A 24837-nucleotide genomic window follows, 5' to 3' on the forward strand; every position below is an offset into this window, starting at 1 on the left:
CCTATTCCTCCTTCGTATGATTACCGAAACGTTCGAACAACCAGCGGAAATTCCATTCAAATATATGCGACATCTTCCAGGTGTCGTAAGGCGCAGGTACGCCTTTGGCAAGCCATGCCTCCACACTGTCCTGTGTCGCCGCGGCCTTCTTGGCATACTGCAGGATACCGGTCAAATAACCGCTCATTTCGCGTAAATGATGCCTGCCGCCAATTTCCCCGTGTCCGGGAATCAGCCGTTCAAAGTCAATTTCACTGCTGATGCGCGTCAGTATTCCGAGCCAAGCCTCCGGACAGCCAGTCTGCATCGCCGGATGAGTCCGGTTCAGCACCAGATCGCCGGTTACCAGCACTTTAACATCCTCTATGTATACCATCGCATCGCTTTCCGTATGGCCGCCGCCGTAAGAGAACACCCGGAGCGAACGGGAAGCGCCGTGGAGGCGCAGCTCATCTGTAAAGGTGAGTGCAGCGGTCACTCGCCGAATTCGGGGAACGGCGGCGAGCAGTGCACTCTTGTCGGAAATCTCATCGGCAAGAGCCGCGCGGACCAGCGGGTCACCAGCGGCTGCCTTGACCTGCCGGAAGGCAGAGATTTGCAGCTGCAGTCCCTTTTGCCATACCCCGGGGACAGGCGCCTGCTCCCGGGTCAGTATATTTCGTGTCCCCTCAGTTGATAGGATCAGGCTGTCTGTAAACTCCTGGTTGCCGTAATGATGGTCACCGTGATAATGGGTGTTGATGACATACTTGACCGGATTCCCCGTCAGTAGCTCGGCGGCCTCCCGCAGAAGCCGGGCCGCTTCGGGCAGACTGAATGTATCCACTACGGCTGCGCTATCGCCGAGGTCAATAATCGCGGCATTGCCGAGCGCTCCGCTGCCCGGAATGACAATAGCCGCCCATACGCCTTCGGCGGCTTGCCGCAAGGTGAAGAAGCCGTTCGGCTCCACTCTCTCCATGGATAACGGAGCTGCCAGCTTGCGCAGGATCGTCTCCACTTCCGGGAAGACGTCAGCGATATAGTCGGCAGCGGACATTTCCTCACCTCCGAATCCGTAGGAGACGCCGACGGCAACTCCGCCGTTATCCCGTGCCGCCGCTATATCGCTGCTGCGGTCACCCACCATAACCAGGGTATCGGGATTATATTTCTGCTTCAGGGCTGCAACGCGCTCCGATTTGCTGAGCGGGCTGCTGTTATAGCTGATCTCGGCAAACAAGGAATGGAGACCAAACTTGTCCGCGATAGCCTGCACATATTGTTCACTGCCGTTCGTGCAGATGCACATGTCGATCTCCAGTGCCTGCAGCGCCTGCAGCGATTCGAGCACACCGGGGTATAAGCATCCGGCCCGGGGAATTTCCTCCAGTTCATGACGGATGACATTCTGTGTGAACTGTTCGATCAGCCCGGGTTGACCTCCCGGCAGCACTTGTGCGCAGATTTCCGCAAAAGGCAACCCAAACAAGCCGGTTATCTCTTGCGGCGCAAGCGGCGGGCAGCCGCACTTTGCGAGCGCCTGGGTGATAGCGGCAATATCCACGGTCTGTGTCTGAAACAGAGTGCCGTCCAAATCAAAGACGGCAAGCAATCTTGACATTGTTGCTTCACCTGCTTTCATGCCTTAAGTATTCACACATTATAATTCATTCGGAAATAAATGGAATATGAATTATTTCCGTTTACGCCAAGAAGCCGGAGTGCAGGTTGGCCTGCGCTCCGGCTTCTTCATGCTGCGTATGCGAGAGTAGAGATATCTACGCTCTTTGCTTGCGGGTGATGACATCGAAGATTACGGCTGCGGCCAGGACACCTCCGCGAATCATGTACTGGTAGGAGATGCCGACGCCCAGCAGATTCATACCACTGGAGAGCGAAGCCATTACCACGGCGCCGATGACGGAGCCGGTGATTTTGCCGACACCGCCCGCTGCGGAGACCCCGCCGACATAAGCGGCTGCGATGGCATCGAGTTCAAACAGGGTGCCCGCCGTCGTGGTGGCCGACTGCAGCCGGGAGGTGAACAGGATGCCCGACAATGCGGACAATAGACCCATGGAGCAGAAGACGAAATAGGTAATCTTTTTGACGCTGATGCCACTGAGATGGGCTGCCTCGGGATTGCTGCCAACCGCATAAATATGCCGTCCGATAACGGTCGAGGTCGTCAGGAAGTGGTAAATTACCACAACGATCAGCACAATGACTACAGTCCAGGAGAAGCCGTTGTACCCCGCCAGAATCCAGGTAATATAGGCAATAATGGCCGAGACAAATACCAGCTTGACGGCAAACATGCCCTTCGAGATGACCTCGAAGTTATATTTCAGCTTATTGTTCCGCTTGGAAATTTCAAAGTAGATGAAGAGCACGATAATCAGAGCGCCGATAAGGAGCGAGAGCAGGTTAAGGTTGCCGAGCTTGCCGAGTGAGGGAATGAAGCCGTTTCCGATAGCGTTAAAATGCTCGTCTTTCACAATGATGGTGCCTGTCTTTTCTGTAACCCGCAGCAGTGCGCCGCGGAAGATCAGCATCGCCGCCAGTGAGGCGACAAATGCGGGTATCCCCAAGTGGGCAACCAGAACACCGTTGAACAATCCGACGACGATGCCCATAATGAGAATGATCGGAATGGTCAGATATACCGGGACCCCGGCCTGCGTAAGAAGAATGGCGGCAATCGCCCCCAGGAACCCGGCGGCAAAGCCGACGGACAAGTCGATATGGCGGATTACGATGACCAGCGTCATTCCGACCGCCAATACAGCGATATAGCCGGTGGCGTCGATCAGGTTGCTGATGTTCCGCGAGGACATGAACAGACCGTCCGTGAGGATCGAGAATGTCAGCATGATGACGAACAGGGCGATGTACATCCCGTAGTCGCGAATGTTGACCTTAATCAACGTTTTTGCTTCGTTTAGTAATTTCACGGGTCTTCCTCCTATTGTGTAGCAAGTTTCATGATTTTTTCCTGATCGGCTTCCGCCGCTGTAAGCTCGCCCTTGATCTCCCCTTCGGCCATGACATAGACCCGGTCGCTCATGCCCAGCACCTCGGGCAGCTCGGAGGAAATCATAATAATGCTCATGCCTTCGCTGATCAGCTTGTTCATAATCGTGTAGATTTCGAATTTCGCTCCGACGTCGATGCCGCGGGTCGGCTCATCCAGAATCAGCAGCGACGGGCCGACAAACAGCCATTTGCCGAGTGAAACCTTCTGCTGGTTGCCGCCGCTGAGATTGCCGACGATCTGCTCCACGGAAGGGGCCTTGATATTCAGCGATTTCTTGTATTCATTGGAGACTTTGACCTCTTCGTTGAGGTTGATCCGGCCCCGCGCCGAGACTCCCTGCAGGTTCGCAGCGGAAATATTCTGCTTGATGTCCTGGATCAGGAACAGGCCGTCGCCTTTACGGTCCTCTGTGACATAAGCGATCCCCGCTTCAATAGCATCCCTGGGCGATTTGAAATTCATCTTCTTCCCGTTCATCAGCAGCTCGCCCTGCAGCTTGTAGTCCTTCGGGTTGCCGAAGATGCTGAGCGCGAATTCAGTCCGGCCCGAGCCCATCAGTCCGGCGATGCCGACGATCTCGCCTTTACGGACATGGAGGCTCAGGTTCTCGGCCACGTTCCGTCCGAGCCGCGGATCATAGGCTGTCCAGTTCCGCACCTCCAGCACATCTGCGCCGAACTGCTGGCCGCTGCGTTTCGGATAGATGTCCTCGATTTCGCGTCCGACCATATTTTTGATGATGACATTCTCGGAAATTTCATTCTTCGCCGCATCCAGGGTGCAAATCGTGCGCCCGTCGCGCAGCACGGTAACCTTATCTGCAATGGCGATAACTTCCTTGAGCTTATGCGAGATCATGATGCTGGTAATGCCCTGTTTCTTCAGCTCCCGCAGCAGCTCCAGCAGATTCTCGCTGTCGTCTTCATTGAGCGCCGCCGTCGGCTCATCCAGAATGAGCAGCTTGACGTTCTTGCTGAGCGCCTTGGCGATTTCCACCAGCTGCTGCTTGCCGACGCCGAGGTCTTTGACCAGCATTTCGGGATTGACGCTCAGGTTGACCTTCCGCAGCATTTCCTTGGCCTTGATGATGGTCCGGTTCCAGTCCACCACCGCCCCGTTCTTCACTTCATTCCCGGCAAAAATATTCTCGTACACCGTCAAGTCGGGAAACAGCGCCAGCTCCTGGTAGATAATCGCAATCCCGGCCTTCACACTGTCGCTGATTCGGGTAAAGCTCTGCACCTGGCCCTCAAACACAATATCCCCGGTATAGGTTCCGTGGGGGTACACACCGCTCAGCACCTTCATCAAGGTGGATTTACCGGCTCCGTTCTCTCCGACGAGACAATGTATTTCGCCCTGTCCGACCTTGAAGCTGACATTCGAAAGCGCCTTGACGCCGGTAAATTCCTTCGAAATCTCCTTCATTTCCAAAATATGCGGATTCTGCATCTTCATAGCTCCTTCGCAAAGCAAATCGTAGAATGGCGGAATAGTGATAGAAGGCTCTATCACTATTCCGGCCTTTACTATGGGTGTCCTTACAGTCCGGTAAACTCACCGGCTTCATAGTATTTGGAGTCAATCAGCGCAGCTTTTACATTTTCTTTATCCACCACTTGCACTTCGGTTTGTTTGGCTTTGACATCCACGTTGCCGTTGTTATAGGAACCGGTTGTTTCCGGGGTTTTGTCATCAAGAACGGCTACGGCCATGGCAATGGAATCCTTCACCAGATTGCGGACATCCTTGAAGACCGTCATCGACTGCTTGCCGTCAATGATGTACTGGATCGATGCTTTCTCAGCGTCCTGTCCGGTAACCACAAAGCTGCTCACAGCGGAATCCGAGGCGAATACGTCGGCGATGGAACGGGCGGTTCCGTCATTCGGAGCAAGGATCGCCACATCGCCCTTCAAATCGGCAGCGGCTGCTGTCAGGTGAGTCTGCGCTTTATTCTTGGCATCGCTCGGGTCCCAGTTGGTGGTGACCTGGCTGATGATTTTGGACTGCTCTTCACGGCTCAGTTCAGCCTTATCCTTCAGGGCCAGAGCTTCCGTTGAATTGGCAACGGTGAATGTGCCGTCAGCGATCTTAGGCTGCAATACCGACCAGGCACCCTCAAAGAACAGAAATGCGTTGTTATCCGAAGCAGCGCCGGCGTATAAATAGAGCGGTTGGCCATTGCCCTTGGCATGGTCGATCAGGTATTGGCCTTGCGCCTTACCTACGGCAACGCTGTCGAAGGTTACATAGTAGTCTACGGCATCGGTGTTCGTGATCAAGCGGTCATACGCAATTACGGTTACGTCGGCTTTCTTCGCGGCTTCCACGGCTGCTGCGGCAGCGTCGCCGTCCTGAGGGCAGATGATCAGCACTTTAATGCCCTTGGCGATCAGCGCGTCTACATTCTCCTTTTCCTTGGCGGACGACCCTTGGCTGAACAGAATTTCCGAAGAGTATTTCGTCTCCTTCAGGGCATCGGTAAAGCGCTGCTCATCCTGAACCCACCGCGGTTCATCCTTGGTCGGCAATACAATCCCTACATCCACTTTACTGCCGCTGCCGCCGCTGTTACAGGCAGATACCATTACTGCCAGCATCATGGCCACAAGCATTAACGGAATCGCTTTCAATAACTTTCTCATTGTCTAAAACCCCTCCCGATATGTTGGCTGCTGTCTTTCTTACACCCTGATGTTATCATCCGCCCTCTGCACCCGGAATAGAAAATTCTCCTCTGTTTCTTGAATATCCTCATGTGTAAAAAACGGCGGAAATCTTATATTTGAAGAAAGCAGTTGATCAAGCTTCCCGAATGAGGCAAAATAGGATTGTCCCGCCGGAGCATCTGCACCGGCTTGAGCAGCTACAGATCTGATCGTGAAAGGAACCTTCTATATATGCTTATACCGATTCCCGAACTGAATTTCAGCGCTTCCCCCTATTATAATCCGAGCCTGAAGAACGTGGTGATTCTCGCCACCGGCGGCACCATTGCAGGCAGCGGCGAAGCCCATAAGACCTTGAATTACGAGCCCGGCGCCCTGCCGATCCAGGATCTGCTGGACAGCGTGCCCCATCTGGAGCGGGTTGCCAACTGCGCAGGTGTGCAGGTCAGCAATCTGTGCAGCGCCGACATTACGAGCGAGCACTGGCTGACACTCGCGACACTCATCAACACACTGGCGCAGCGCGAGGACATCCACGGGTTCGTCATTACACATGGCACCGACACGCTGGACGAGACCTCCTATTTCCTGAACCTGGTGGTCAAGACCACCAAGCCGGTGATCATCACCGGATCGATGCGGCCGGCAACGGCGATCAGTCCCGACGGGCCGCTTAATCTGTATCAGTCTGTGGCGCTTGCCGCTAACCCTGAGGCGCATGGCCAAGGCGTGATGGTCGTGTTTGCGGAGGGCATATACAGCGGGCGCGACGTGCAGAAGGTCAATACGTTCAAGGCAAATGCCTTTGATGAGCGTGATTTCGGCTGTCTTGGCTATATGCGCGACAGTCAGGCCTTCTTCTATACCCGTTCGCTGAAAAAGCACACCACCGACGCCCAGTTCGACGTCTCCGCCTTGAACGGGCTGCCCGAGGTATCGGTCGCCTATTTCCATGTGGACGCGAATCCCGGTATCCTGGATTACCTCGCCACCGTGTCGCGTGGGATCGTTATCGCCGGAGCCGGCGGCGGAATTTACAGCAAGCCGTGGATCGACAAGGTCGGCGAGCTGAAGAACAACAACATTCCGGTTGTCCGCTGCTCGCGCATTTCCAGCGGCATTACGCTGAAGGACGCCTACATTGACTTATCGGCCAACTCCATTCCGTGCAACAGCCTGGTTCCGCAGAAAGCGCGGATTCTGCTGTCGCTGGCCTTGACGCAGACGACTCAATACGACGAGATCGCAGCGATGTTCAACGAGTATTAAGCGCAGGCCCCTCCAGCCTCGCATTGACATTGAGATAGAAGGCGTATACCCGGCAAGCGCTGATCTGGTGCAGATCACGCTGGCGTGTATACGCCTTTTTGCGTACAAAATCACCAGAAATAATGACAATTCAGTAGTAATGTTACATACCCTGAAATGCCATTGCCCGTACCTTGCCCTTGCTTGCAAACGTACAGTGGTCAACCCATTGGATTTTTAGTAGTCAGCGGCGAACGGTATTAGATGGTCGTCTTTTCATTACAGTCAAAAGCGTTTATTTACATTCTAGTAACTTATTTGCGAATATTTTCTATTACACTGGGTTTGCCCTGCAAGCAAGCGATAACCGCCCTAGAACATCAAGGAGGATATTATGAAGCGTCTACAACTATTTATAGTGATCACACTTGCCGCTGCACTCCTGGCCGGCTGCCAGGACACGGAGAATACGCCAGGCAGCAGCCCAACACCTGTTCAGGAAGCAACTGTAACACCTGCTCAGGAAGCAAACGCGACATCTGTTCAGGGAGCAACCGCAACACCTGCTCAGGAAGTAACCACGACACCTGCTCAGGAAGCAACCACGACAGACCATTCACCGGCGGCAGCTCCGTCTGCGGAGACCTCCGGGACGAATAATGTCCCTGCAAACACGGCAAAGCTTGACTTGCCGCAGCTGACCTATACGGAGGAGCAGAAGACCGAGATTCTGAAGGTCGCTGAACAGGCCGGTCTTGACCAAGTATACATTCCGACAGTTGGCTTAGGCACCGATGACTACCTCGACCGCATTGAGGTTCAAGAAGACACGGTGCGGATTGTGTTCATCCGGGGCGCCATCAGCCAATCGAGGCATGATCTCCGGCCGGTGGACGGGGCGCCTTCACGCAGTGTCCTGCTGCCCAATGGAATAACCGCAGAATGGATTAAGCAAGAAGAGTCTACCGTTGAATTTCTGTATTTCGAAAAAGACGGCGTGTACTTCTCCTTTACCAGCGCCAGAGCCATTATTGGCGAAGAATACGAAGCCGCCGCAGGCTCGCTGCAACCGTTGAAGTAGAGCTGATGGTCATATTCATGACGCAAAAGAACCTTGGATAAGCAAAAGCTTTATCCAAGGTTCTTTGTATTGGTTCACCCGCCGGGCGGGATTTCAGCAGGTATTGCTTCATTTTCCGGATTTCGGAGATGCTCCAGGCTTGGAGGATTCGGCGGATTTGTTTGCGCCGGGGGTTGCGGATACACCGGATTCGTTGGATATGCCGGGGCCTGCGGACATACCGGATTTGGCGAATTCGCTGGATAGCCGGTATATTCCCGGTTCTTCCCCCGCTTCCATTTGTGCTCTGGCAGCCGGCAGCGGCAACCCGGGTCTGGCAGAAAATCCTGCTCCCCTGGCGCGCCGGAGCTGTCCAAATGCGTACAAGCCTGCGAATAACAGCACAAACATCATTCCCGCAGCGAGACCACCGCCTTGGCCGGGAATCAGCGGCATGCTTGCCAGTACAGCTGCCAGTCCGGCCATACCAAGCCATGAACTGTATGGAAATCCGCGCAGTCCGCCTCCCTGCGCCAATGGGGCACCCCGGCGTCTGCGCAGCCGGTAATGACTGGCCAGGATGACCAGATAAGAGAACAGCAGCGCGAATCCGCCCGAGCTGACCAAGAACAAATACACGCCTTGCGGCAGCAGCAAGCCCAGCCCTAGTCCGGCCAGCATGGCGCCGCCGGACACCAGGATGCCGCGGTAAGGGATATCCGTACGGTCGCGCATCCAGGCGGGCGTGTGACCTTCTTCTGCGAGTGAGCGCAGCATCCTGCCGAGGCCGAAGACCGAGGCCAGCATAGTGGATAGGATCGCCGATACCAGCACGATGTTCATCGCGGTGCCGGCCCAGCCAAGCCCGTACATGCTGAGCGCGCTCACGAACGGGCTGACGCTCTCGGAAACGCGCGTGGCCGGAACAAGCAGGAATAACCCTGCCATCGCAGCCAGGTAAAGTCCGACCAGCAGCATAATGGTATACCGGATCGCGCGCGGAATCTTGACCCCGGGACTATTGGTCTCCGAAGCTGCCAGGCCCAGCACTTCAAAGCCGGCATAGGTGAACATGACCATCAGCATACTGCCGGCGATGCCGGCAATTCCGCCGGGCATCCAGCTCTGGCTCCCCAGCACACTGAAGCCTACGGCGCCGGTCCGGCGGAATGCAAGGCCGGCCATCAGGCATAGCGCAACCACGACAAAAGCGGCGATGGCCAGCAGCTTGACAGCAGCCAGCCCGCTCTCCAGCTTACTCAGCCGCTCTGCGCCCAATAGATTAAGCAGCGTAACGCCTGCAATAATCGCCATGCCCACCAGAGCAAGCGGCAAGGCTGGAAACCAGCCGCGCAGCAGAATCGATACTGCGGTTGCCTCGCTGGACATCGCCAGCACCAGGCCGGTCCAATACACCCACCCTACCGTAAACCCGGCACCCCTGCCAAAAGCCTGCTCGGTATACGTGCGGAACGAGCCCGGTGCGGGATCTGCCACTGTCATTTCTGATAGTGCGGACAGTATAAAATAGACAAGGACCCCGCCGATGATATAAGCAATCAGCACCGACGGTCCGGCGGCGCGGATCGCGACCGCCGAGCCGAGAAAAAACGAGCCGCCGACAACGGTCCCCAGCGCCAGCATGGTAAGCTGCCAGACAGATAAACCCTCTTTATTCCGATGCATAGTAGACCTCCCCGGAATGTTCTGTACAGAAGTATCTGCAAAAAGCAGGGGAATTAGCCGCTTGAAGGATGCAAAATGTATTTCAGAGGGAGTGCATCTGTGTCCCTAAGGAAATGAACGCAGGCTGTGTCACTCCGGATTCAGCGCAAGAAGGCCCCGGACTTTCCGTCCGGGGCCTGCCACTACAGCGACATATACGCGCAAGCGCCTTTTTCAGCGAGTCTGCCAATCAGCACCAGTCATTCAGCCATCAATCAGTCACTCGCCAATCAAACCCACCGCCAGTCAGCCAATCAGCCAAGCTATATGCTGCAATCCTATTTCACCAGCATGCCGACAAAACCTTATTTCTCGATGACAGTGACACAGTTTCTTCCTCTGGCCTTGGACTCATAGAGCGCATCATCGCCTAGCTTGTAGATGTCCTCCTCCGAGGACTTATCCACCTGCACAGCGGCAACGCCGATGGACACTGTGACAATGCCGTGCTCCTGGCTCATCTCATGGGCAATCCGCAGCCCGGAGATGCTGCGCCGGATGCTTTCGGCATATTCGCGGGACTGCTCGGCAGTGAAGCCGGGGACCAGAATGCCGAATTCCTCTCCGCCCAGCCGGAACGCGAAGCCGTCCGCCTGGTCGGCCATCCGCTGCAGCACCTCGCCTGCCTGCCGCAGCACACGGTCTCCCTCATAGTGACCGTAGGTGTCGTTATATTTTTTGAAATAATCAATATCCAGCATCAAGTATGCCAAGGTCCGCCGCTCGAGCGCCGCCTTCTCTACCTGCTCTGCGAAGACTTTATTGAAATATCTGCGGTTATAGAGCCCGGTCAGCTCGTCGGTAATGGAGATTTGCTCAATCAGCCGGACATATTTGTTCAGCTCGTCATTGTTGAATTCCAGCTCCGCAGTGCGCTCCCGGACGAGCTCCTCCAGATGCTCCTTATGCCGCAGCAGCTCCTCCTCCGCTTTTTTGCGCTCGGTAATGTCCTTGACGGTCCCTTGAACGGCCGGACGGTTCATATACGTAATCAGCGTAGGCTTGTGGATGACAATAATTTCGCGCCCGTCTTTATGCAGCAGCCTCGTCTCGTATTCGGGGGGAACCTGTTTCCCGTCCATCCGGCGCTTATAGTAATGCATGACCTTCTCCCGCTCACCGGGGGCGAGGAACGCCTCAAAGGGCTGCTCCAGCATATCTTCCGGACTATAGCCCAGCATTTGCGCCAGCGCCTCGTTGACGTAGCGGCATTTTGCGTCCTGGGTAATGAATATTCCATCCTGCAGATTGGCTACCAGCTCGCGGTATTTCTCTTCAGAGCGCTCAAGCTCGGAATAGAGGGTGGCATTCTCCAGCGAGAACACCATTTCCCGCGACAACAGATTGATGATTCTCATCCGCTCCCGGGTAAAGACACCGGTCAGCAGATTATTCTCCAGATAAATGATGGCAATGGTCTTGTTCTGGTTGATCAGCGGCATACAGACGAGCGATTTCGGACGGTGCTTGACGATATAAGGATCATTAACGAATGCGGTTTCCGAGTACGCGTCATTGTAAATTACGCTTTCCTTGCGCTCCTCCACCAGCTTCACAATAGAATCCGGCAGCTGGTCATACCGGTTATAATCGCGCAGCGCCACGTTGATCCGGTCTTCCTCGGGGTTATATTCGCCTTCGACAAGCAATCCGGTCTTCGAGGTCATCACAATGCAGCCGCGCTGGGCTCCGGCATTCTTGATAACGATTTCCATCAATGCTTCCAGCAGATTGCTCAGCTCAATCTCTTTGGAGATGGCCTGGGTAGCAAGCAGAATCGAATTCAGGTCCATGCTCTCGGTATAATCGGAAATCGTCCGCCGGTGCAGGAAATCCTTGGTGCTGATTTTGGTGACAAGTTCCGGATATTGACTGCCGTTAAAAACGATTTTGCCTTTGGCGCCCCACACCGAGTAGTAATATTCCGACTGCCTGAAGAGATACGCCGCAAACTCCTTATAATCCTTATGCAGATAAAAACGCGCGGCCAGTTCGCTTGTCAGCGCCTTATACCGGACAAACCCGCTTGCCTCGCTGGCTTCCATTGCCAGGTCGTAATAGTGGCCCGCCTTGTCGTCCTGCCCGGAAATCCGCGCCCACTCCGCCCGCATCAGGTACTCATGCTGACGAAATGTACCCGGTGCATGCCTGGCCCATTTGCGGACCCGGCCGAATTCCTTGCGCATCCGCCGCCGGGCCTTGGCCTTGTCAAGCACACTCATCTCCTTGTAGCTGTATGCCAGGTTGAGGAAGGTATACAAAGCGAACTCTTCCATAAACGCCGAGCCGGCCAGTGTGCCGATAATCGGATACGCCCGGTCGATATAGACCAGCGCTTCCCGGGAGCGTTCGTACGTAAACAGCAGCTTCATCTTATAAATATAATAAATTGCGATACCCGAATAATACCTCGCTTCGGTCAGCTCACGCAGGTAGACCTCTTCACTGAATCCGTCGCCGTCAAAAGAGGCGTTGTCCGCAAGCTCCCCCGCCAGATTCAGAAAATACTGCCGGGCCAGCTTCGCTGTCGCCAGCGATTCCTTGTATTTCGTATCCTCGATCATCGCAATGGTCCGGCTGCTCTCCTGCAGGGTGGCCGGGATATCCAGCGTGGGATTCCACAGGTTCACATAGAACGAGGAATGGGCCAGATACAGTAAATCCCCCGTCCGCAGGCTTGCCTCCATTGAGGCCGTAAACCATTCCTGCAGCGTATCCCAGGGCTCGGTCCACACATGGGAAAAGAGCGTGTACAGCACATAAGCCGCGCCTTTCCACTGCATGTTCTGGAACCTGTCGTTAATGCGGATGCCGAGCCTCCCGTAATCAAAGGCGCCCTTCGTATCGCCGAAGCCGGACAGGAGCATGGCGTAACCGATGAACGCCAGCGCCGATTCCGGCGCGTTGCCATGCGCCAGTGTCAGCCGGATCTGCCGCAGCACGACCAGACCGAACAATGAGGTCTCTCCGGAAATGAATGCCGGCGGAATGAAATTGACAAGCAGGCGCATCATCATCTGCGTCTCCGGCGCCGTCATTTCCGGCGCGGCGAACAGCTCCTCGACGCTTCGCCCGCGCAGCCGCGCCTTCACCTGCACCAGCTCCCGGAGCACGGCAGGCATGCCCACCTTGCCGGGAATCTTCAGACCGAGCACAGCCAGGCCCTTCCTGCCAGCGGCGATCGACTCCTGCATCATCCCCAGGTACATGTAGTAATTCGCCTGCAGCTCATAGACTTCGGCGAGTGCCAGCGGCTCCTGAAGATGAGCGGCCAATACGGCACAGGCCCGGTCGGCCTCATCCACATGATGCGTCAGGTAAGCGCACTCCGCATACAGCCGGTGTATCTCAGCCGTCTGCTGCATCTTCTCCTGCCAGGCATTCTCAGGCAGCAGTGTCATCGCCGCTTCCAGCAGGGCATGGGCGGCGGCGTAGCCAAAGCCCGCCTTGGCTTTACGGGCTGCCAGAAGATTCAGTGTAACCACCTCTTCCAGCTCTTGCCGGTCGCTGATCAGCTTCAGGGCCTTGTTCATATGCCCCGCCATGTCCACCAGCTTGTCCTCTGCTTCCCCCGGCTCCAGCCGCTCCAGCATCAGCCGGCCGATCCCCAGATGCAGCCGCTGCCCCTTCTCCTCGTCCAGCATTTGATAGAAGGCCTGCTGTATCCGGTCATGGGTGAAGGCAAAGCGGAGCTCCGTCTCCGGGGCAGCAGCCGCTCCGCTATCCTCCAGCAGGCCCAAGAACAGTCCGTAGCGGCCGTCCGCCGGCCGGATGAATTCTTCTTCCACTCCCACCGCAAGAGTCTGCAGCACCGTCTCCACCGGCGCGTCTGCCAGCCGGAGCAGCATCCCGTAGTCGAATTCATTGCCGACTGCTGCGCAGATGGTCAGAAGCTCCCGCTGCCCGGCCGGCAGTCCCGTCAGCTTGGTCATGAGAAAATCCACCACGCTGTCGTTGACCGGCAAGGCTGCGATCTCGCTCAGCCGCCAGGTCCATTCACCGTGCATATCGTCAAAATAGAGATATCCGCCGCGGTACAGCTCCTTAAGCAGCTCGTTGACGTAAAAGGAATTGCCTTTGGCTCGTTTATGAACGGCCTTGGCCAGCTCCAGTACCTCGTCCGGATGAGTGTACAGGGTATCGGCGACCAGCTGCTGGATATCCGGCAGCGGCAATGGCTCCAGATGGATCTCCTCTGCCTCCTTGCTCTTTTCCAGCCGGGCCTTCATCGCGAACAGCGGATGTCCTGCCGGAATTTCGTGGCTGCGGTAGGACAGCACCAGCATAATTCTCCGCAGCTGATTGCCCTGCATCAGCCGTTCAACCAGCTGCAGACTGGAGTAGTCCGCCCACTGCAAATCGTCAAGGAACAAGACAAGCGGCCGTTCCCCGCTTGTCAGGCCGCTGAGAAACTGGGCAAAGGTCATATAGAAACGGTTGGTCTCCTCGGCCGGATTCAGCGGCAGGGCGGCCGGCTGGGGACCGATAAAAGCGGACAGCTCCGGAATCAGGCCGGCAATCAGACTGCCATTTCCGTCCAGGGCCTGGCTCAAGGAGCGTCCGATGAGGGTTTTCAAATTCCCGTCCGGACTTTCCAGCAGCTCCGCCATTAGCCGGCGGCAGGCCTGAATAATGGCGCTGTAAGGAATGTTCTTGTTGTACTGGTCGAACTTGCCTTCGGCAAACATCCCTTTATCCCGGCTTATGTATCGGTGCAGCTCATGGACCAGAGCGGTCTTGCCTGCTCCGGCATCCCCGGTGACATACACAATTTCCGGCAGACTGCGGGCACAGCGCCTGAACGCGCCCTCCAGGCGCTTGATCTCGCCGTCCCGGCCGTAAAGCTTCTGGGGAATACGGAAGATATTCAGCCGGTCCTCCGAGCCGGTGACGAACTCGTCTTGAACGGACAGACATTTTTTCAAATCGGCCTTGATGCCGAAGGCGCTCCGGTAACGGTCCTCCGGGGATTTCTCCATCAGCTTCATGATGACAGCCGATAGCGGTGCAGTAACCTCGCCTCCGCTGGCCTTAACGGGAGGAACCGCCTCTTTGGCAATAATCGAATAGATTTGCTCCAGCATCTCCTCCGCTGCAAAAGGCCGGGTTCCCGTAAACATTTCATAGAGCATCACGCCGTAGGAATAATAATCACTGCGGTAGTCAATGCTGCGGCTCATCCGCCCCGTCTGTTCCGGGGAAATATAATACAGGCTTCCCTCAAGAACACCGCTGTTGCGGAACTCCTGCCTCTCCTTGGACAGCTTTACCGCCAGATCGAAGTCGATGATCTGCACCTTGTTCCGCTCACGGTTCCAGATGATATTGGATGGCTTGATATCTTTATGAATGACATGCTTGTCGTGGATCGCCCCGAGAATATCAATCACCTGAATCGCCAGCCGCAGCAGTGTCCGCTGATCCGGCCTGTCCTCGGCCAGAATCCGCTTGAGCGATGTTCCTCCCAGATCCTCAAGCACCATCATATAATAGCCGCCCATTTCCTGCAGATCGACAGGCCGGATTACACCGTCCAGCTGTCCGCTGAGCTCCTGCAGCAGCCTGTACTCCTGTTTGAAGCGCATGACAGCCTCTACACCGGCCAATTCAGATTTAAGCACCTTCAGGATTACAGTGCGGTCCATTCCCTCTTCGCTGCATCTGTAAACCGATTTTGCCGCATTGTCGGAAATGGTCTCCAGGATCTGATAGTTGCCGAACAGACTCATACGCACTCCACCTTTAATTATGTTCTTCCTTTAACTCGATGTCCGGGTCGAATTTGAAGACATACGCGGCTATCAGCCACATGATCCAGCAGTTCACACCGAAAAAGAGATATCCGTAATAACCGAGAACCGGCATCTCGGAGAAAATGTGCAGCTTGTCCAGATAGGGTACGGAATATTTCCAGTAATTCGGATTAGTGGGCAGGGAATCGTGGAACCATTCGCTGCCGAAATTCCAGAACTCCCAGAAGAACCCGTTCAGCAGCGTGGCTAGTGCAATCAGAATGACCTTGGACCAGTCGCCGTTCTTGATCGGCGTAAAAGGCGTCCAATAGCCGGCCAGTGCCATCGCGGCGGACAGCATGGGAACCAGCGCTACCCACAGCACCCAGAAGAGCAGGTACGGATAGTACCCCATGCCGAAGGCCAGGATCAGGCCCGCTATGTAAAAAACAACCAGAAACGTTGTGTTTACCTGCAGCTTCGGCCCCTTGCTGTAACGCTCCCGCACGGACGGGAAGGTCCGCAGCAGATGATACCATTCCACAATTGCCGGCAGTACGGTGGTATAAGATAAAGAGAACCAGAAGATATTGCCGAAATTGGAGAACACCTGACTGTTCGGATAATACCAATTCTCCATGACGAAAAAATTAAGATACTCAAAAGCAAACCAGCTGAAGCAGGATACCACCGCCAGCAGCTGCATCAGATGCGGCTTGCGGGATATGATGGAGACGCCGTTATTCCTGCGGTACACCAGCCCGTCCAATAAGAGAATAAAGGACCACCACAGCGGCACAAATGTATAGGCTTCAATGGAGACCAGCGCATCGATTCTGGCCCACATCAGGAACCAGCAGACAGCCAGTACCGGCAGGCTCCCCCAGAACCATACCGGGAAGCCTGGGCCGGACTTGTTCTCTAAGGCAACGGGGGTAATACGCTCCCCCTTCTTAAAGCCGAACCAGCGGGGGAATATCAGCACCAGCGCAATGACCAAGGCTACAACACAGGCCAGTGAGAAGTACAGCAGGCTGAAGCCCGGGTCTTCCTCCACCTTCTGGGCCGGAAAATCCCCGTATCCCGGCGGCAGGCCCTTCCACTTCGCCAGGCTCCCCAATAAAGGAAGCAGAAAAATCAAGGCAAAGGTCACAATCAGAAATACGGTCTTACGTCCCTTATTCATAGACAAACCCCTTCAGCTGGTATTCAATACTTGGAAGATTCCAATGTAATAATACCCAATGCCGGAGGAAATAGTCACTAAAAATTTTACGAGAACCATGCCGCGAACAAAGTGTTCACAGGTTGATAGACCCAGATGACCAGCAGCAATGGACTAGGGACGGGAAGATTCAGCAAGGAGCAGACAACCGCCGCCAGGCCGGCTGCCCATACAGATATCCATACCGCAAGATCGCGGCCCCTCCTGTGCCTCATCAGCTTTTTCAAATCGCTGAACATACAGGCTGCGGCAATGACGATAAACATGAACAGCAGCACGCCACATCACTCCTTGATTTCATCCAGGATTGTCCGGTCGATGGTGCCGATCCGGTTAATGGTAACCTTGGCCTTATAGTGGACAGGCAGCGACCGGAGGTAATCGTCTCCGTGCTTTTGCTGCAATCTGTACCAGGCTTTGGGGCTTTTCTGGTATATGATTTGTCCGAACCCGAAGATGTCAGTGTTAAACCGCTGGGTAATTCCCTCGTATGCGTTTTTCATCTTGGTAACCAGCACTTCCTCCGCCTTGCGCTCGATCTTTTCGATCTGCCGTTCCGCTTCCAGGTTGTCGGTGCTGAATACCTCCTGGATATTGCTGGTCAACGTTGCATCGATAAAGATGTGCGGCTCACCGCCGATCATTCTGACCTTTCTCTTCGTAGAGGTTTGCAAGGATTCTACGACAATCGGTTTCCCGTCCTCACCTGCAACCGATCCCGAATTCTTGACAACCTTGTTTGTCAGGTAATTGTAACCAACGGTCTCCTGATCCTTTAACCATCCAAGCATTCTATCTTTCCGGAACACAGCCACACTTTCATAGCGCAGCCTGACCTCGGGTGTCGTTTGCTCGACATTACCTTTCTTCTCGCCCTTGTCCGCCTCGCCGGACAGCTCCACGCCGGTCAGAACCGGATTATTGCCCTCGGCAAGTAAATCCTCAATGAATTCATCAAGACTGACGGCAACGGTCTTGGCGGAAATCCTGTAGGATTTGTCCAGCGCGTTGAACAGCTTGCTGGCCGGAATCTTGTCGAGGGGGGTGAGCACCTTCAGCACATTCTCGGCCGAGGTATTCCTGGCGACCATCACGTAAAAGTCCATACGGGACTCCCGGCTCCGCTTCAACACATCCAGCGTTTCGCCCAGCCCCTCCCGGGCCAGCTCCTCGCCGAAGACCAGCACACGGATGTGCCCCAAATAAGCAGACCGGGAGCTGACCAGATTGAATTTGCGCAGTGTTTCATAAATCGTCGGAACGGTAAAAGCGTATTCCACAACCGGCACCCCGCCGCTTCCGGCACCGCCGGCCACTTGGGACGAAATTGCGGAGGGAATAACGACCTGCAAGGATACTCTATAACCCGCTTCCGCCTTGTCAATCCCCATCCCCAGCACAAACGCCATCTCATTTAATTCCCGCCGTTCCCAGCAGCCTCCCAGCACCAGCGGCAGGAGCATGGCGAGCAGCAGGCGCGCTGCGGTACGTCTATTCATTTCGCCTCTTCCCTCCGGTCCTTTGTGCCGTTCTTCCTTGCCGGGTTATATTCTGAACATGCTGATGAGAAGGTCTTGTATTCAGCAGCGGCCAAGGCAGCCTGAAGATGGAATCCTTCAGATCACGTGCGGCATATGGTCCCAAAGGGATCATATACGGCATACCGAAGGACCGGAGCCCGGCCAGGTGAAGCACAATCAGAAATATACCGCACAATATTCCGAAGAGGCCCATGAATCCGGCAAGGCCAATCAGGCCGAATCTGATAATCCGTGCAGCAATCGCCATGCCGGATTCCGGGATCACAAAGCTCGAAATGGCGGTTATAGAGACAATAATGACCATGGCGGAGGAAATAAATCCGGCCTGTACGGCTGCTTGTCCGATAACCAGAGTGCCGACGATGGATATGGCCTGGCCGATATTTTTGGGAATACGTACCCCTGCTTCCCGCAGAATCTCATAGGTCAGCTCCATCAACAGTGCTTCTATAAATGCCGGAAAAGGAACACTCTCCCGCTGAGCCGCCAGGCTGATTACCAGATTGGTCGGAATCATCTCCTGATGGTAGGTAGTGATGGCGACATATAAGGAGGGTGCCAGCAGGGTGATGAAAAAAGCCAGGAAACGGATAAAACGCAGCAGTGTGGCAATGTCCGAGCGCTGATAATAATCCTCGGCCGATTGAAAAAAGGCGACAAAAAAAGCCGGAGCCAGCAGGACAAACGGTGTGCCGTCGACCAATACCGCTACCTTCCCCTCAAGAATACCTGCGGCAATCGTATCGGGACGGTCTGTATTATACAAAGTCGGAAAGGGAGTGGCTGCCGTGTCCTGAATGAATTCTTCGATGTATCCGCTTTCCAGGATGCTGTCGGTGTCAATCTTGGCCAGCCTGCGTTTGACCTCCTGCACCAGCTCCACATCAGCGATGTGATTCAGATACATAATGGAAACGTTCGTCTGCGTTACGCTTCCGATCTGCATCGTCTCCAGCCACAGGCGGGAATCCTTGATCTTGCGCCGGATCAGCGCGGTATTGGTGCGCAAATTCTCTGTAAAAGACTCCATCGGCCCCCTGACGACCGACTGTGAGCTTGGTTCGCTGACATTGCGGTCCTCCCAGCCGGGAAGGCCGATGCGAAGGCCCGCAGACGCGCCCTCCATCAGCACGATCACACTGCCTGACAACATTTCATGCAGCAGCTGCTGCATATCCGACACCTCCCCCATATCGCCGGCAATCAGAACGCGCTCTTTCAGCAGGGAAAGCTTGCGGTCCGGGTCCAGTCCGCTCAGTTCCAGGCGGGAACCACACTCCTGCAGTGAGTATAGGATGGAATGATGAAGCACCTGTGTATCCACAAGACCATCTATATAACACACCACTACCTGTGTCCCGCAATCAAGCCGAATTTCCTTTAGAATAAAATCCGTGCTGCTGCCCAGCAGCTGGATCAGACGCTCGCGGTTATTCTCCAGCCTGGCTGATAACCGGCCGTAATCGGCTGTCTCCATATATGCCCTCCGTTCATAGCAATTTTCATTAGTTTGGTACAGGCTCAGATATTTATTCCATGAGTGGGAATCTGTTCGGCTGGAACATATTTATGGAAATGGAAGCCATACTAAAGTCACGTCCGCAAGACATGGACCGGAGAGGGAGGTTAGCGGAATGGGGCTGGAGAAGGGCCGGATCAGCACAGCGCAGATGGTTACGTTAGGCGCATTTACATTGATAGGAGACATGGCACTGGTATATCCTTCCGTTATGACAGCCGGCTCCGGCCAGGATGCCTGGATTGCAGGATTAATCAGTATTCCGCTAGGACTGGTAACCATCAAGCTGATGGTAAGCGTAGCTGATATCGATGCCGACAAAAATCTGGTGGAGCTTTCCCGCATGATTTTGGGGAAGTGGGCCGGCAACGCCGTTGCAGCGTTTTATTTGCTCTTCTTTCTCCTGGCCGGCTCAACCTATATCCGGGAAATCGAAGATTTCATGTGCACGCAAATTTACGAAGGCACCCCCGGGGGAGTCATCCGGTTTATGGCCATCTTTCTGCTCGTATACGGGTTGCAAAAGGGGCTTGAAACGTTGGGCAGGGCCGCCCAGATCTTCTTGCCCTTTTTCGTTGTGTTTCTGATTCTCCTTTTCGTACTGCTCTTTCCGGACGTCCGGCTGGAGCGTCTGTATCCTATAATGAATACCCCGGTTCCGGATATGCTGCACACTGTAATGTTCGGTGTCTTCTATCCTTTCGGGGAGCTGTGCGTCTTCTTTATGGTCTATCCCTATGCCCGCAAACAAAGCACCACCGGGAGGGATATTTTCCTTACCCTGACTCTCAGCGCAGTAGCCTTGAATCTCATTTTATTTCTGTCTTTGACCGTGTTGGGCGTGTATTTTTCCGAGCATGAATTCTATGCCGCTTATATTCTCGCCCAGCGCATCAACGTCGGCAATTTCCTGCAGCGGATTGAAGCGTTAATGGCTACGACCTGGATCATCAGCACTTACTTCAAAACCGCACTCTATTACTATGCTTTTGTATTGGGTACAGCCGAATTTTTCAAGATGAAAAGCTACCAGCCGCTTATCTTTCCGGTCGCCTTTCTGCTCTACGGCTTATCTTACTTAATCGCAGAGGATATCATTTTCTATGTAAAGGAAATACCGGCATTCTGGGTGGACTGGGATTTTACCTACGGTTTTGTTCTTCCGCTGCTGTTGTTAATCGTTCATTCCTTGCGCAAACGGAAGAGTCCCTCATCTTGATCAGGCAGGATTATAGCGTTAATCTCCCGAATTTATAGTCTATTCTACCCCTCGGAATGGACAGGTGATCAGCATGCGGCAATTTATGATCGGTCAATACGGCGGCTTTGATGAACACAAATTTACCCGCGATTTCCGCAGCGGATTTCATGGCATTGAAGCCTGCAGCTTCACTTCCGGTGAAGACGCGGCCCGGCTGCATAACGCGGCGCAAAGCGGCGAATTTCAGATCGGCGTGCACTTTCCCTTCCGGGCCGGCCGTTCCGACTTGCGCGACGCCCTCCTGAGCTCTCCCGATCCTGCCGTGCGAAAGGATGCTTACCGGCTGGTCGCTGACGAACTTGCCGAGCTCGCCGCTCTGCAGCCGGAGTATGTGCTCTTCCACTATCCCAAGCCCGTGATCCTGGATGACTGGGTGAATTGGCATGGATGGCGGTTCGCCGACCGCCGGGAATTCATGTATGAGAGCGAGATCAGCGGTGAACAGCTGGAGGAGCTGACCGAAGAGCTGTTTGTCTGGCTGGCGAATCAGAGTGCCAGGTACCGCTTCACACCTGTTCTGGAGTTCGACGCGCTGAACCGGTATGTCTATGAACAGGATTTTCTGGAGCAGCTGCTTGTGCGTTATCCGCAAATCCGGCTGTGTCTCGATACAGCACGTTTATATTTGCAGGAACGGCTGGACCCCCATTTTGACGCCAAAGCCGTTCTGCGCAGGTACTCCAGGTACGCCCATCTGATTCATTTATCGAATGTGCAGGTGCAGGAGGGCGTGAGTCACAGCCACCACCCGGTGCTGCCAGAGCTGAGCCCGGAGGACGGCTGGGCGCCCATTGAAGAGTATTTACAGATCATCCGCTCAGGTAACAGCTCTGTAAAGATCATGTTCGAGCACCGCTCGGACCTTCTGACGGATGAGGAGCTGCAGCGCTGCTATGACTGGGTGGCGGCACAAGTATATTGGTAATGCGGCAGGCGCATGATACAATATGGGAAATCTAACGCTTAACCAATACGGCATCTAAGGAGTGTGGCTTGTGGGTATTGATGTGTATCTGAATTTTAACGGAAACTGCCGTGAGGCTGTCGAGTATTATGCCGACGTCTTCCAGACCGGTGCGCCGCAAATCATGGCATTCGGCGACTCTCCGCCCAATCCCGATTATCCGCTCCCCGAGGAAGCGAAGCATCTGGTCATGCACGCCAGACTGACAATAGAGGGCAGCAATGTGATGTTCTCCGATGTTTTTCCGGGAATGCCATTCATTCTGGGCAACAATGTGAGCCTCTCCCTGACCACCTTCGATGAGAAGAAGATCAGAACCTGGTTCAGCAAGCTGAAGGAAGGCGGAACCGTGGGCATGGAGCTGCAGGAGACGTTCTGGAGCAAATGCTACGGGAATGTGAAGGACAAGTTCGGCACTGAATGGCAGCTTAGCCTGGAAGGCGAGGAAGGGGCTCACTAGACGGCTCGGCTGGTAAGGTAAGTATACTGACAGATCAAACCGAGGATACAGACAGCACGCCGCGTTCTGTATCCTTTTTTCTTGCGCGGCAGCATCCTTTATAGTGGAGGCATTGTATATCTATGAATGCATTTTCAGAGCAAATCAGGAGCTACTTATCGGAATATGAGAAGATCTGGCCGTTCAGCGGCACCGTTCTCATAGCCAAGGATGGAGAGATGCTGCACCGCTCAGCTTACGGCTGCGCCAATGTGGAGCTGCAAGCACCCAATAGTATGGATACCCGTTTCCGCATCTGGTCGGTGACCAAGTCATTCACCGCTATGAGCATTATGATGCTGGCGGAACAAGGCTTGCTGCGTATCAAGGATGAACTCCGTTCGCACCTGCCTGAACTGGACCTCAAAGGCGTTACCGTCGCCCACCTGCTGAACCACACCTCCGGTCTGGCGAATTACAGCAGCATGTCCCGGTATAATAACAGGCTGCTGCGCCTCAGAATGACGCCTGATGAGGTAGTAGAGCTGTTCATCGGCGAACCGCTGGCCTTTGAGCCCGGCACTTCCTTCGCCTACAACAACTCCGGTTATTTTCTGCTCGGACTGTTGATCGAGAGGCTCAGCGGGCTGAGCTTCCGTGACTTCATTGACCGCCATATTCTCCAGCCTCTGGGCATGCTTAATACCGGCTTTGACGATAACCGTACGCTGATTCCCGGGATGGCGTCTTCCTATCAATCCAATTGGGAGCAGCTTACCCCCTGTGAATATATGGACATGAGCTCCATTGCCACGGCAGGCTGCATGTACTCCACGGTAGACGATCTGTACAAGTGGGATCAGGCGCTCTACACCGGCAGCCTGGTGTCTTCGAAGACACTGGAGACCATATTTACACCGGGGCACGGGAGTTACGGTTACGGCTGGTTCATTGATGAGCATTTGGGCCGCAGCCGTATCCATCATGGCGGTGCCTACCGGGGCTGCCGCAGCGAGCTGCACCGGTATCCGGAGGAGAAGCTTACCGTGATTATGCTCACCAATTACGATATCGTACCGGTCTATCCGCTGACGGAAAGGCTGGCCGGCTTGGCTCTCGGACAGGAGGTGCCGCTCCCCGCCCGTCCACCGGCAATTTCGCTGGATGACGCTATTTACAAGGCGTATGTGGGCACGTATGAAGGATACGGCTGTCAGGCGGAAGTGAAGCATGACGGGAAACAGCTCTATTTTATTTGGAATGAGGAGCAGTCCGTGCCGCTGTACCCGCTCTCTGAAACTAAATTTCACAGCACCTGGTACGACTGGGAATGCTACTTCGAACGCAATGCGCAGGGCCGGGTGACGTTTCTAGGAATGGACAAAACCAAAGGATAGCGCTTACAATACATTCTATGGTTTAATGTAGGTACCGCGAATGCCACTATCCCGCCATGAAGGAGACGATGCTATGGAAATCTCATATTTCCTCCTGCCCAAAGATCAGGTTGCTTACATCACCTCTTCCATCTCCATGCTGGAAGCGCTGGACGAACTGGAACGGCATTATTATTCGGCGATCCCTATTATCGACGGGGACGGGAAGTATGTCGGCACTTTATCCGAGGGCGATTTGCTGTGGAAGCTGAAGAATACGGCCGGACTTGATTTCGAGAATATGCGCGACATTAAAGTCAGCGATATCCAGCGGCATGTGCACAATGAGAGTGTCGAGATTCAGGCCCAGATGGAGGATATGCTGACCCTGGCCGCCGACCAGAATTTCGTGCCCGTTACCGACCGTTCCGGCGTCTTCCTGGGAATTATCCGCCGCAAAGACATTATCGAATATTATACGCGTAATATTACGGATTGAACGGACTGCAGCTCTGGTTCTGTTAAATGTTGGCTCAATCATATGCTTGCTCCTATATCAATAAAGCCATCCGTCGGCCAGCGACGGATGGCTTTATTATTGTTCGGTCTATTTGATTTCAAACACTATATAAGTTGAACAAAAGATTAGCCGGATAGGGCCTGAAAGTGACTTCAGTAAAGTTACGGATTTCCGTCCGCTGCCCGTTCCCCAGATTACCGGATGAATAACGCTAATTGCTGTATAATCCGCTGGCAGCCCGCTCTGTCTGTATAGGTATGATGAACGAAAGGCAACCCCTGTTTGCGGACTGTAGTGGAAAATCGCCACTTAATTCTACCTGTATGGAGGATAATCACAGACTTAATTGGATATCCGCCACTTAATATGGGTGAAAAATATTGATCTCATCAATTTCGACCATATTAAATGGCGATAATCGAATTAGATTGCTGAAATCCGGATGGCGTAAAATAAGTTGTGTACCAAGATTTGGGGCCTAGTCAGGCAACAAAAAAGTAGGGTATTCTCGGGATTGTTGAAGTCCACCAAGAAAG

The 24837-nt window shown here is 54.4% G+C and carries 17 protein-coding genes; 7 read left to right on the forward strand and 10 right to left on the reverse strand.

The window, feature by feature from the left end; all coding sequences use genetic code 11:
- Position 1: 1 nt before the first annotated feature.
- The 4 genes from F1379_RS27830 to F1379_RS27845 form a co-directional block, all read right to left on the reverse strand.
- Positions 2 to 1603: an HAD hydrolase-like protein gene (locus F1379_RS27830; RefSeq protein ID WP_162551303.1), complete on the reverse strand. Its 1602-nt coding sequence runs from the start codon at positions 1601 to 1603 to the stop codon at positions 2 to 4.
- Positions 1604 to 1760: 157 nt separating this feature from the next.
- Positions 1761 to 2936 (reverse strand): sugar ABC transporter permease, encoded by a 1176-nt coding sequence (locus F1379_RS27835; RefSeq protein ID WP_150275731.1) that lies wholly within the window; start codon positions 2934 to 2936, stop codon positions 1761 to 1763.
- An 11-nt stretch (positions 2937 to 2947) separates the two neighbouring features.
- Positions 2948 to 4471, reverse strand: coding sequence for a sugar ABC transporter ATP-binding protein (locus F1379_RS27840; protein ID WP_150275732.1), 1524 nt, complete (start codon positions 4469 to 4471; stop codon positions 2948 to 2950).
- Between the two features lie 89 nt (positions 4472 to 4560).
- Positions 4561 to 5667, reverse strand: coding sequence for a sugar ABC transporter substrate-binding protein (locus F1379_RS27845; RefSeq protein ID WP_150275733.1), 1107 nt, complete (start codon positions 5665 to 5667; stop codon positions 4561 to 4563).
- 255 nt (positions 5668 to 5922) lie between these two features.
- Here F1379_RS27845 and F1379_RS27850 point away from each other — a divergent pair, with 255 nt between their 5' ends.
- Together F1379_RS27850 and F1379_RS27855 are read left to right on the forward strand one after the other, a co-directional pair.
- On the forward strand, positions 5923 to 6960 hold the full coding sequence (locus F1379_RS27850) for an asparaginase (RefSeq protein WP_150275734.1): 1038 nt from the start codon (positions 5923 to 5925) through the stop codon (positions 6958 to 6960).
- 373 nt (positions 6961 to 7333) lie between these two features.
- Positions 7334 to 8020 (forward strand): hypothetical protein, encoded by a 687-nt coding sequence (locus tag F1379_RS27855; protein ID WP_150275735.1) that lies wholly within the window; start codon positions 7334 to 7336, stop codon positions 8018 to 8020.
- 108 nt (positions 8021 to 8128) lie between these two features.
- Here the strand turns inward: F1379_RS27855 and F1379_RS27860 are convergent, their stop codons facing one another.
- From F1379_RS27860 to F1379_RS27885, 6 genes are all read right to left on the reverse strand, one after another.
- The gene (locus F1379_RS27860) at positions 8129 to 9685 is read right to left on the reverse strand and encodes an amino acid permease (protein WP_150275736.1); all 1557 of its coding nucleotides are present in this window, start codon (positions 9683 to 9685) and stop codon (positions 8129 to 8131) included.
- Positions 9686 to 10029: 344 nt separating this feature from the next.
- The gene (locus F1379_RS27865; RefSeq protein ID WP_150275737.1) at positions 10030 to 15453 is read right to left on the reverse strand and encodes a diguanylate cyclase; all 5424 of its coding nucleotides are present in this window, start codon (positions 15451 to 15453) and stop codon (positions 10030 to 10032) included.
- Between the two features lie 13 nt (positions 15454 to 15466).
- A complete protein-coding gene (locus F1379_RS27870; RefSeq protein WP_150275738.1) occupies positions 15467 to 16642 on the reverse strand; it encodes a small-conductance mechanosensitive channel in 1176 nt (391 codons plus the stop codon).
- Between the two features lie 86 nt (positions 16643 to 16728).
- Positions 16729 to 16959, reverse strand: a complete 231-nt coding sequence (locus F1379_RS27875) for a hypothetical protein (RefSeq protein WP_150275739.1) — start codon at positions 16957 to 16959, stop codon at positions 16729 to 16731.
- 6 nt (positions 16960 to 16965) lie between these two features.
- Positions 16966 to 18180 carry a Ger(x)C family spore germination protein gene (locus F1379_RS27880; protein ID WP_150275740.1) on the reverse strand — a complete coding sequence of 405 codons (1215 nt, stop codon included), beginning with the start codon at positions 18178 to 18180 and terminating at the stop codon, positions 16966 to 16968.
- Positions 18173 to 19699 carry a spore germination protein gene (locus F1379_RS27885; protein WP_150275741.1) on the reverse strand — a complete coding sequence of 509 codons (1527 nt, stop codon included), beginning with the start codon at positions 19697 to 19699 and terminating at the stop codon, positions 18173 to 18175. Before F1379_RS27885 ends, F1379_RS27880 begins: the two co-directional genes overlap by 8 nt.
- A 157-nt stretch (positions 19700 to 19856) precedes the next feature.
- Between F1379_RS27885 and F1379_RS27890 the strand changes: the two genes are divergently transcribed.
- The 5 genes from F1379_RS27890 to F1379_RS27910 all read left to right on the forward strand — a co-directional run bounded on the left by F1379_RS27890 (position 19857) and on the right by F1379_RS27910 (position 24280).
- The gene (locus tag F1379_RS27890) at positions 19857 to 20960 is read left to right on the forward strand and encodes a GerAB/ArcD/ProY family transporter (RefSeq protein WP_150275742.1); all 1104 of its coding nucleotides are present in this window, start codon (positions 19857 to 19859) and stop codon (positions 20958 to 20960) included.
- Positions 20961 to 21033: 73 nt separating this feature from the next.
- Positions 21034 to 21927, forward strand: a complete 894-nt coding sequence (locus tag F1379_RS27895; protein WP_150275743.1) for a TIM barrel protein — start codon at positions 21034 to 21036, stop codon at positions 21925 to 21927.
- A gap of 70 nt (positions 21928 to 21997) precedes the next feature.
- On the forward strand, positions 21998 to 22426 hold the full coding sequence (locus F1379_RS27900) for a VOC family protein (RefSeq protein WP_150275744.1): 429 nt from the start codon (positions 21998 to 22000) through the stop codon (positions 22424 to 22426).
- 122 nt (positions 22427 to 22548) lie between these two features.
- Positions 22549 to 23802 (forward strand): serine hydrolase, encoded by a 1254-nt coding sequence (locus tag F1379_RS27905; RefSeq protein WP_150275745.1) that lies wholly within the window; start codon positions 22549 to 22551, stop codon positions 23800 to 23802.
- A gap of 73 nt (positions 23803 to 23875) precedes the next feature.
- The gene (locus tag F1379_RS27910; protein ID WP_150275746.1) at positions 23876 to 24280 is read left to right on the forward strand and encodes a CBS domain-containing protein; all 405 of its coding nucleotides are present in this window, start codon (positions 23876 to 23878) and stop codon (positions 24278 to 24280) included.
- Positions 24281 to 24837: the final 557 nt, after the last annotated feature.

The organism is Paenibacillus tepidiphilus, from assembly GCF_008635795.1.
Taxonomy (GTDB): Bacteria; Bacillota; Bacilli; order Paenibacillales; family Paenibacillaceae; genus Paenibacillus_AQ; species Paenibacillus_AQ tepidiphilus.

Excerpts from the sequence above, each read along its gene's own strand:
- F1379_RS27850 (WP_150275734.1), top strand. The coding sequence starts at position 5,923 with ATGCTTATACCGATTCCCGAACTGAATTTCAGCGCTTCCCCCTATTAT.
- F1379_RS27840 (WP_150275732.1), bottom strand. The coding sequence starts at position 4,471 with ATGCAGAATCCGCATATTTTGGAAATGAAGGAGATTTCGAAGGAATTT.
- F1379_RS27885 (WP_150275741.1), bottom strand. The coding sequence starts at position 19,699 with ATGGAGACAGCCGATTACGGCCGGTTATCAGCCAGGCTGGAGAATAAC.
- F1379_RS27890 (WP_150275742.1), top strand. The coding sequence starts at position 19,857 with ATGGGGCTGGAGAAGGGCCGGATCAGCACAGCGCAGATGGTTACGTTA.
- F1379_RS27905 (WP_150275745.1), top strand. The coding sequence starts at position 22,549 with ATGAATGCATTTTCAGAGCAAATCAGGAGCTACTTATCGGAATATGAG.
- F1379_RS27910 (WP_150275746.1), top strand. The coding sequence starts at position 23,876 with ATGGAAATCTCATATTTCCTCCTGCCCAAAGATCAGGTTGCTTACATC.
- F1379_RS27855 (WP_150275735.1), top strand. The coding sequence starts at position 7,334 with ATGAAGCGTCTACAACTATTTATAGTGATCACACTTGCCGCTGCACTC.
- F1379_RS27880 (WP_150275740.1), bottom strand. The coding sequence starts at position 18,180 with ATGAATAGACGTACCGCAGCGCGCCTGCTGCTCGCCATGCTCCTGCCG.
- F1379_RS27895 (WP_150275743.1), top strand. The coding sequence starts at position 21,034 with ATGCGGCAATTTATGATCGGTCAATACGGCGGCTTTGATGAACACAAA.
- F1379_RS27865 (WP_150275737.1), bottom strand. The coding sequence starts at position 15,453 with ATGAGTCTGTTCGGCAACTATCAGATCCTGGAGACCATTTCCGACAAT.
- F1379_RS27845 (WP_150275733.1), bottom strand. The coding sequence starts at position 5,667 with ATGAGAAAGTTATTGAAAGCGATTCCGTTAATGCTTGTGGCCATGATG.
- F1379_RS27830 (WP_162551303.1), bottom strand. The coding sequence starts at position 1,603 with ATGTCAAGATTGCTTGCCGTCTTTGATTTGGACGGCACTCTGTTTCAG.
- F1379_RS27860 (WP_150275736.1), bottom strand. The coding sequence starts at position 9,685 with ATGCATCGGAATAAAGAGGGTTTATCTGTCTGGCAGCTTACCATGCTG.
- F1379_RS27870 (WP_150275738.1), bottom strand. The coding sequence starts at position 16,642 with ATGAATAAGGGACGTAAGACCGTATTTCTGATTGTGACCTTTGCCTTG.